The following is a 7,712-nucleotide window of genomic DNA, read 5'->3' as shown; positions in this document are numbered from 1 at the left end:
CGTTTGGCGGGCAGACCCCAACGACATCATCGCCGCAAGAAATCGAGGGTTCCAAATGTTGGATTCAATCCACTAGTAGTTCACCTGCTCAAAGCCGTAGTTCCCTTCATAGTCACGCCAGTCGACGAAGACAGAACGGTGATAGATGCCGGGGCAGTTCTGGCCCCAGCGTTCGAGGCCGATATGGGCGGAGGGTAGGGCGCTGATGGAAGACCTCTGCCAGGCGAAATCGCCTTGGGTTCCGTATGTGCCGAGGACCACGGTGGCGCTACGGTTGCAGTCGCCGTCACGTCCGGATTCATGCTGTCGCGCATACCGGACATCGAAGACTCGGATGGATCGTACGAAGTTGAACTCAGGTCCGCTGATATCGATGTCCGCGCGATCTTGAATGAGCCGAAGGGCCTGGTCGGCAGGAACGAAGTCACTAGGTGTTTCTGGAATGCGCCAAGCAGCCATAATTGGATCAGCGGTATCGCGCGCTGGAAAGGATTGTCGCGGTCCAGTGCTGTTCTTCTGGAAGAACGCTTCAAAGATGCGGTCTACACTGTTTGCTGCTGGAGCTGTCTCAAAGGACGCGCCCATAGGACAGCGCCAGATTTGAAGCGGGGGTTCCACTGGCCAAGGCGTAATGCGTCGGATGAATTCGGCGCGCGCTCGTGCGCAAGGGACGGAAGCAGGCCAACCGCCAGACAAGCACAGGAGGATCGCGCAATCGATCGGGTATGTCTGCGCTCGGGCGGACATAGGCAGCGAGAGACCTGTCACAGTTAGAGCGACTGCGACCGAGGGGAGGAGCTTCTTAAGTAGATGACGCATGCTGTGGGCCCTCTGTGATAGGGTCAGCATACAACGAAATTATACTATCGCAACACTAAGTATATTTTCGCATAATCAGTCTTATGTTAATTTACTGAGTTGATGAACTCGGAAATCAGTTTCAAGCCCACCCTGTCTTTAGTGGCGATCAAATGGGTCTCATGTTTCTGTGGCATCTCTCGGATCGGAATCTCTTTGACAGACTTTTTGATCAGGCTGCTGTTGCGCAAGAACACCGCGACACCGATACCCTGTAAGACAGCCTCGTACATCAGTGGGAACGTCGCCATCGTTACCGTTCTTTCGAGTGCAATGGCGTGGTTCCGACAGGCGTTCTCAAGCAACTTCCTCGTCAAGGATCCTTTTTCAGGAATAATGACCGTTTCTTCCTGTAAGTCTTTGAGAGATAACGATGCCTGCGCGCTCAACGGATGTTCATTTGGACAATAAAGAACGTATTCGGCGCTCTCAACGTGAATGCGTTCCCATGCATCGGAAACTGGTGCATCTGTGATCAAACCCACATCGGCTAGTCTGTTGCGGAGCATATTCGTCGCGGTGGACCAGTCATAAAGGCCAAAGTTCACTTGAATATTCGGAAAGCGTTGCCTGAACGTTGCGATAATCCTGAGTGCCGGTTGCGGTGCGTTGCCAATGACGTTCAAACGCCCGTTTTTCATGGCATTGAAGCCTTCAAGACGCTCCGATACCTCAGCGTCGAGCGACACCATACGGTCGGCGAGATCATAAAACTCTTGCCCTGTGGGCGTCAGCTCCACCCCGTCTCGACCTCGGCGCAGCAGAAGCGTGCCGACGGTCTTTTCCAGATTGCCAATATGCTGTGTGATTGTGGATTGTGTCACGCCCATACGCGCCGCCGCAGCGGAAAAGCTGCCCTCGCGGATAACATAGGCGAAGGCGATGAACTGATGATGATTGGGGCGCATAGAGCCTCCTTTCGCGCAACTCATAGACCCCATCGGTTTCACTAATATGACGTCACAAATTTGTGGCTCAGCATCAGTAGCCCTGTTCCAACGAATGGGGGAATCGAATGGCTGGTCTGTCGATCTCATCGGTGACCAAACGCTTTGGGAACACCGAGGTGCTGAAAGGCGTGACCTTGGAGGTCGCGGATGCGGAGTTCGTGTCGCTTGTTGGGCCGTCAGGGTGCGGGAAGTCGACATTGCTGCGGATCATTGCGGGTCTTGAGGATCCGACCAGCGGCGACATTGCGATTGATGGCAAAAGCGTCACCGGGATGCGCGCGGCGGATCGCAACCTGTCGATGGTCTTCCAATCCTATGCGCTTTATCCGCATTTGACCGTCGCCGAAAACATCGCTGTGCCTTTGCGGATGCGGTCGCTTACGACCACGCAACGGCTGCCTTTGATCGGCCCTTTTCTGCCGGGTGCCAAAGATCAGCGAGCCGAGATCGCTACGGCGGTGCAGAAAGCCGCCGAAATGCTTGAGATCTTCACGCTATTGGATCGCAAGCCCGGCCAACTTTCAGGTGGGCAGCGTCAGAGGGTCGCCTTGGGCCGCGCCTTGGTGCGGGATCCTGCCGCGTTTCTGCTGGATGAGCCGCTATCCAATCTGGATGCCAAGCTGCGGGTTCAGACACGGGCCGAGATCGCGCAACTGCACCGACGCCTGAACGCGACATTCATCTACGTGACCCACGATCAGGTCGAAGCAATGACCATGTCAGACCGCATCGCGGTCATGATGGGCGGAGAGATCCTGCAATGCGACGCGCCCAGCGTCATATATGAAGATCCCAGCGATATCAGGGTGGCGGAGTTTATTGGCTCGCCAAAGATCAATATCCTGCCGATTGAACTTTCCAATGCCGAGTTGACCCTGTTTGGCCAAGTTTTGGGCCGCATCACTGAGGCGGCTCAGGCCGGCATTTATCAGTTGGGCCTGCGCCCCGAAGCGCTGAAACTCACGCAAACAGAGCCGGTGATGACCGGGACTGTCGCGCATATGGAGAACCTTGGCTCCGAAGTTTATGCGCATATCGCACTGGCGGATCAAACCTCTCGCTTGACCCTGCGTGCGGCCGCTGCGGAGCGTCACAATTTGCGACTGGGTGCCGAGGTGGGCCTTGGCTTTGATCTGCAGGACGGTTTGATTTTCGACGCGGTTGGCAAGCGTCAGCGGCGCATCGAAGTCGCTGTCACGCATGTGCGCGAGGTGGCCTGACATGGCTGCGATTGACGCGCCAGCCGCCGCACGCGCGCCGCGCGAAGTGAACCGGCAGGCCCGGACAGCCTGGGGCTTGGCTTCTCCGGCACTGGCTTTGATGTTTCTGATCCTCTTGGTGCCGGTTGTCGTCGCTGGGGTTCTGTCTTTCACGAACTATTCGCTGGGCAATTCCGGCTTTGATTGGGTCGGATTTGAGAATTACGACCGCCTGTTCTCCCGCTCGACCTATGAGAAAATGTTTGTTGCGACGTTTACCTACGTAGCGGTGGTCGTGCCGATTTCGGTTGCCCTGGGGCTAGGCGCGGCGCTGTTGGTCAATTCGTTGGGGCGGATTGGGGATGTCTACAAGACGATATATTTTTTGCCGGTTATGGCGACATTGCTCGCGATGGCGATTGTTTGGGAATTCATGCTGCATCCGACGATCGGTGTAATCAATCAAACGCTTGAGCTGTCCTGCGGGACCTTCCTTGAGGTGGTCCCCTTCCTAGCCAATGGCTGCGCCGACGGTTTCCCGCTGTGGCTCGGGGATCGGGATTACGCCATCTGGGTGCTCTGTTTCATCGGAATCTGGCAAGGCTTTGGCTTCAACATGGTGCTCTACCTCGCAGGGCTGACGGCGGTGCATCGCGAGCTTTACCATGCCGCAGAAGTGGATGGGGCCAAAAGCGCGTGGGACCGGTTTCGGCTGGTCACATGGCCTGCGCTTGGGCCGACGACCGTGTTCGTCGTCACGATCTCTTGCATCCGCGCCTTTCAAGTTTTTGACACGGTCGAAGCCTTCTGGCCGCAGGGGGGCGGGCCCAACAAATCCACCTATGTGATGATGTTCGCGATCTTTGAGAAAGGCGTGCAGCAGAACCTGATCGGCATCGGCTCGGCCATCACCATGTTGTTTCTGATCTTTGTGATGTTTCTCACCCTGATCCAGCGCTGGCTGGTCGAACGCAAGGTGCATTACTGATGACTCGCGACATCTGGAAACATATGATCCTTGTGATCGGAGCGATCATCGTGCTGGCGCCGTTCTACATGATGCTCAGCTATTCGTTCAAAAGCCCGGGTGAGATTGACCGCGGTGTGGGCGGGTTCTTTGGCGCGCAAGAGATGATGGTCGATCCGCGCTGCGTCAAGTTGCGCGACCCGAACCGCGATGAAATCGCCGCCGCCGCGCCGCAATATCCCGGTAAATCCGACAGCGAGATCCGCGCCGCGATCATGGCGCAGGCCGAAATCGACTGTTCGATGCGTCCCGTGGTTTTCAACTATTCCAAAGCCTTCGTTGAGGCGCCGCTGCTGCGCTATTTGCTCAACGGGGTGATCGTCACCGCGTCGATCTTCTTTATTCAGGTGCTGGTCGCCCTGCCCGCAGCTTATGCGTTGGCCAAGCTGAAATTCTGGGGCCGAGAGGCGGTGTTCGGGTTGGTGCTGTTCTGCCTGCTTATCCCGGTGCACGCGATTGCCCTGCCGCTTTACATCATGCTGGCCAAGGTCGGGCTGACCAACACCTATGCCGCGTTGGTGGTGCCTTGGACGATCTCTGTCTTCGGGATTTTCCTGATGCGGCAGTTCTTCATGACCGTGCCGGATGACCTGATTGATGCTGCGCGGATGGACGGGATGTCCGAATTCGCCATCGTCTGGCGCGTTATGCTGCCCACCGCCATCCCTGCCCTTCTAGCCTTTGCCATCTTCAGTATTGTCGCCCATTGGAACGACTATTTCTGGCCGCGCATCGTTGTCACCGGCAGCCGGGATCTGTTCACGCCACCGCTTGGCCTGCGGGAGTTCAAAGGGGACGCGGATGGATCATTCTTCGGGCCGATGATGGCCACCGCCACCATCATCGTCGCACCGCTTATTGTTGCATTTCTGGTCGCACAACGCCGCTTTATCGAGGGGATCACGCTGTCTGGAATGAAATAGGGTGGGATCGCTCCCACCCTACTCGTCGCCCTTTCGGGCTTATCACCGGGGTCTGCCAATCGCCAAACCGTCAGCCCCAACAACTGGAGTAGATGTAATGAAATACACGCTGACTGCAATGGCTGTGGCGCTCTCCGCCACCGCTGTTTTTGCCGAAGACAAGGTGACAATCGAGTTTGCCTATCCTTATAGCCACCTCTTTGACGTGACCTATGAGGCGATGATGCCCGCCTTCAAAGAGGCGCACCCGAATATCGAGGTGAAGTTCCGCGCGACCTACGAATCCTATGAGGACGGCACCAACACAGTGCTGCGCGAGGCGGTATCCGGCAACTTGCCCGACGTTACCATGCAGGGCCTGAATCGTCAGGCTCCGCTGGTCGACAAGGGCATCGCGCAATCGCTGGAGCCCTTCATCTCTGCCGAGGCTGATTTCGAAAAGGACGGTTATCACCAAGCCATGCTGTCGCTGTCCACGTTCAACGGCGAAGTCTACGGGCTGCCCTTCTCGGTCTCGCTGCCGGTTGGCTACTACAACATGGACATCCTGCGCGAAGGCGGTATCGAAGAGCTGCCGCAGACATGGGGCGACGTGATCGCGGCCTGCAAGACGATGAAGGCCAACGGTATCGACAACCCGATCTTCTGGGGTTGGAACATCACGGGCAACTGGTTCATGCAGGCTTTGCTCTGGAGCCAGGACAAGGCAATCGTCGAGAATGGCAACGTCACCATGGACAGCCCCGAGGCGCTGGTGGCGCTGGAGCAGATGCAGGAGATCTTCACCGAATGTGAGATGCAGAACCTCGAATGGAAAGCCGCGCTGGCGTCTTTCTCTGCCGGCGAGATCGGCATGATGTTCTGGTCCACCTCGGCTTTGGGCGCTGTCGAGCGCAGCCAAGGCGATTTCGAGCTGGTCACCGGCCCCTTCCCGGGTCTGAACGGTGCGCCGAAAGGTCTGCCTGCGGGCGGCAATGCGGCGATGCTGACCTCAACCTCCGAAGATCCCGCCGTGCGTGAGGCCGCCTGGACATGGCTCAAGTACATCACCTCGGGCGAAGGCGCGGCCGAAGTGGCCAAGACCACCGGTTACATGCCGCCGAACAAGGCAGCCAACGAGATCATTCTTGCGGATTTCTACGAGCAGAACCCGAATAAACAAACCGCCGTGGATCAGCTGCCGCTGCTGCGCGACTGGCTGGCCTATCCGGGCGACAACGGCTTGGCGATCACACAGGTGATCTATGACGGGATCGAACGCATCGTCACCGGCGACGCCACCGACATGAAAGAGCTGCAAGAAGAGCTGGTCGAAGAAATCGCCGACCTGCTGCCGAACGGCTAAACCCAAAGGCTGGTCGCCCTTTGCGGGGCGGCCAGCTCTCTTTCGAAAGGCATTTCGATGAAACTCGTCCATATCTCTGACATTCACCTGACCGTTCCGGGCGAGCGGATGGGCGGGCTCGATCCCCATCGCCGTTTTGCGCAGGCCCTGGATGAGGTGCGCGCAAAACACGCCGATGCCGACCGGATCATCATCACTGGCGACCTCACCCATTGGGGAGAGCCGCAAGCGTACAGCGCGCTCAAAGACGCGGTTTTTGATCTCCCTTGCCCGGTTCGACTGCTGATGGGCAACCACGATGATCGTTCGAATTTTCTAGCGGCCTTTCCAGATCAACCGCGCGATGCCAACGGCTATGTGAACTATGCCGAAGACCTTCACGGCACGCGGCTCATCTATCTCGATACCACCGCGCCGCGCACGCATGCTGGCCATTTCGGTGCGGACCGGGTTGCTTGGCTTGAGAAACAACTGGAAAGCTGCAAGCGCGCGCGACTGTTCATGCATCACAACGTCATGACACTCGGCCAGCCCGCCGAGGACAAAATTGCGCTGGTAGAGCCCGACCGCAGCGCTTTTGCGGATCTGCTGCGCAAACACGCAGACAAAATCGACTACCTGCATTTCGGCCACATCCACGCGATCTGCACTGGAACCTATTGCGGCATCCCCTTTGCCTCGGTGCGGTCCACAGGCAATCAGTCCCTGCCCGACTTCACCGAGACCGAACTCCTGCATGGCGCGCCCATGGCGCCCACGTTCGCAGTGATCGAGGCCAGCGAGAACACGACCGTAATCCACGACATTCCTTTCACATGGGACGGCCCGGTATTCTCCTCGGGCACCGGCTGGGAAGACTGGGCCAAGCCTGTCGCAGCTGAATGAAGTTCATCCATCTCACTGATACGCATGTTGTCGCCTCCGGTCTGCTCTACGGTCAGGACCCGGCAGAGCGACTGACCGAGGCTGTTGCGTCGATCAACGCCGAACACAGTGATGCGGAGTTTGTGATTGTCACCGGTGATATGACCCATTGGGGCGACGCCGATGCCTATGCGCGTTTTGCCAACGAGATCACGAAGCTGAAAATCCCCTTTCATCTTATGGCCGGCAATCACGACGACACACCCGCACTGATACAGACCTTCCCCGACCTACCGCGCGATGAGAACAGTTTTGTGCAGCAGGCCATCGACACAGCGCGCGGGCGTTTCCTGCTGCTCGACACGAAGGCTCCCGAAGGTCATGCCGGGGCCTATTGCGACAAGCGCTGCGATTGGCTGGCCCGCCAGTTGGAGGCGCCCGGCGCGGTCTTCTTGTTCATGCATCACCCCGGTATTGTCACATAAATCTGCTCTGATTGTTTGGCGCGTGATTTTGGGCTAGCTGACCGTGATGCAAACACCGTCG

Annotated in this window: 8 protein-coding genes; 6 read left to right on the top strand and 2 right to left on the bottom strand. The window is 57.7% G+C overall.

Features of this window, described 5'->3' with window-relative positions; translation table 11 throughout:
* Nucleotides 1-72 precede the first annotated feature (72 nt).
* Together VK792_RS19170 and VK792_RS19165 are read right to left on the bottom strand one after the other, a co-directional pair.
* Nucleotides 73-819, bottom strand: a complete 747-nt coding sequence (locus tag VK792_RS19170; RefSeq protein ID WP_326299505.1) for a hypothetical protein — start codon at nucleotides 817-819, stop codon at nucleotides 73-75.
* Between the two features lie 86 nt (nucleotides 820-905).
* Nucleotides 906-1,766, bottom strand: coding sequence for a LysR family transcriptional regulator (locus VK792_RS19165; RefSeq protein ID WP_326299504.1), 861 nt, complete (start codon nucleotides 1,764-1,766; stop codon nucleotides 906-908).
* Nucleotides 1,767-1,873: 107 nt separating this feature from the next.
* Here VK792_RS19165 and VK792_RS19160 point away from each other — a divergent pair, with 107 nt between their 5' ends.
* From VK792_RS19160 to VK792_RS19135, 6 genes are all read left to right on the top strand, one after another.
* Nucleotides 1,874-3,028: an ABC transporter ATP-binding protein gene (locus VK792_RS19160; protein ID WP_326299502.1), complete on the top strand. Its 1,155-nt coding sequence runs from the start codon at nucleotides 1,874-1,876 to the stop codon at nucleotides 3,026-3,028.
* 1 nt (nucleotide 3,029) lies between these two features.
* Nucleotides 3,030-3,995, top strand: a complete 966-nt coding sequence (locus VK792_RS19155; RefSeq protein ID WP_326299501.1) for a carbohydrate ABC transporter permease — start codon at nucleotides 3,030-3,032, stop codon at nucleotides 3,993-3,995.
* A complete protein-coding gene (locus VK792_RS19150; protein ID WP_326299500.1) occupies nucleotides 3,995-4,957 on the top strand; it encodes a carbohydrate ABC transporter permease in 963 nt (320 codons plus the stop codon). Before VK792_RS19155 ends, VK792_RS19150 begins: the two co-directional genes overlap by 1 nt.
* 97 nt (nucleotides 4,958-5,054) lie before the next feature.
* Nucleotides 5,055-6,302 carry an ABC transporter substrate-binding protein gene (locus VK792_RS19145; protein WP_326299499.1) on the top strand — a complete coding sequence of 416 codons (1,248 nt, stop codon included), beginning with the start codon at nucleotides 5,055-5,057 and terminating at the stop codon, nucleotides 6,300-6,302.
* Between the two features lie 57 nt (nucleotides 6,303-6,359).
* Complete coding sequence (locus VK792_RS19140; RefSeq protein ID WP_326299497.1) at nucleotides 6,360-7,187, top strand: phosphodiesterase; 828 nt, start codon at nucleotides 6,360-6,362, stop codon at nucleotides 7,185-7,187.
* Nucleotides 7,184-7,651 (top strand): metallophosphoesterase, encoded by a 468-nt coding sequence (locus VK792_RS19135; RefSeq protein WP_326299496.1) that lies wholly within the window; start codon nucleotides 7,184-7,186, stop codon nucleotides 7,649-7,651. The genes VK792_RS19140 and VK792_RS19135 overlap by 4 nt, the downstream gene beginning before the upstream one ends.
* Nucleotides 7,652-7,712: the final 61 nt, after the last annotated feature.

It is taken from the genome of Mesobacterium hydrothermale (assembly GCF_035818635.1).
GTDB classification, from domain to species: Bacteria; Pseudomonadota; Alphaproteobacteria; order Rhodobacterales; family Rhodobacteraceae; genus Mesobacterium_A; species Mesobacterium_A hydrothermale.
The sequence above is the reverse complement of the archived record's forward strand: the minus strand, read 5'-3'. Positions and strand labels throughout refer to the sequence as shown.

Excerpts from the sequence above, each read along its gene's own strand:
- VK792_RS19140 (WP_326299497.1), top strand. The coding sequence starts at position 6,360 with ATGAAACTCGTCCATATCTCTGACATTCACCTGACCGTTCCGGGCGAG.
- VK792_RS19160 (WP_326299502.1), top strand. The coding sequence starts at position 1,874 with ATGGCTGGTCTGTCGATCTCATCGGTGACCAAACGCTTTGGGAACACC.
- VK792_RS19165 (WP_326299504.1), bottom strand. The coding sequence starts at position 1,766 with ATGCGCCCCAATCATCATCAGTTCATCGCCTTCGCCTATGTTATCCGC.
- VK792_RS19150 (WP_326299500.1), top strand. The coding sequence starts at position 3,995 with ATGACTCGCGACATCTGGAAACATATGATCCTTGTGATCGGAGCGATC.
- VK792_RS19145 (WP_326299499.1), top strand. The coding sequence starts at position 5,055 with ATGAAATACACGCTGACTGCAATGGCTGTGGCGCTCTCCGCCACCGCT.
- VK792_RS19135 (WP_326299496.1), top strand. The coding sequence starts at position 7,184 with ATGAAGTTCATCCATCTCACTGATACGCATGTTGTCGCCTCCGGTCTG.
- VK792_RS19170 (WP_326299505.1), bottom strand. The coding sequence starts at position 819 with ATGCGTCATCTACTTAAGAAGCTCCTCCCCTCGGTCGCAGTCGCTCTA.
- VK792_RS19155 (WP_326299501.1), top strand. The coding sequence starts at position 3,030 with ATGGCTGCGATTGACGCGCCAGCCGCCGCACGCGCGCCGCGCGAAGTG.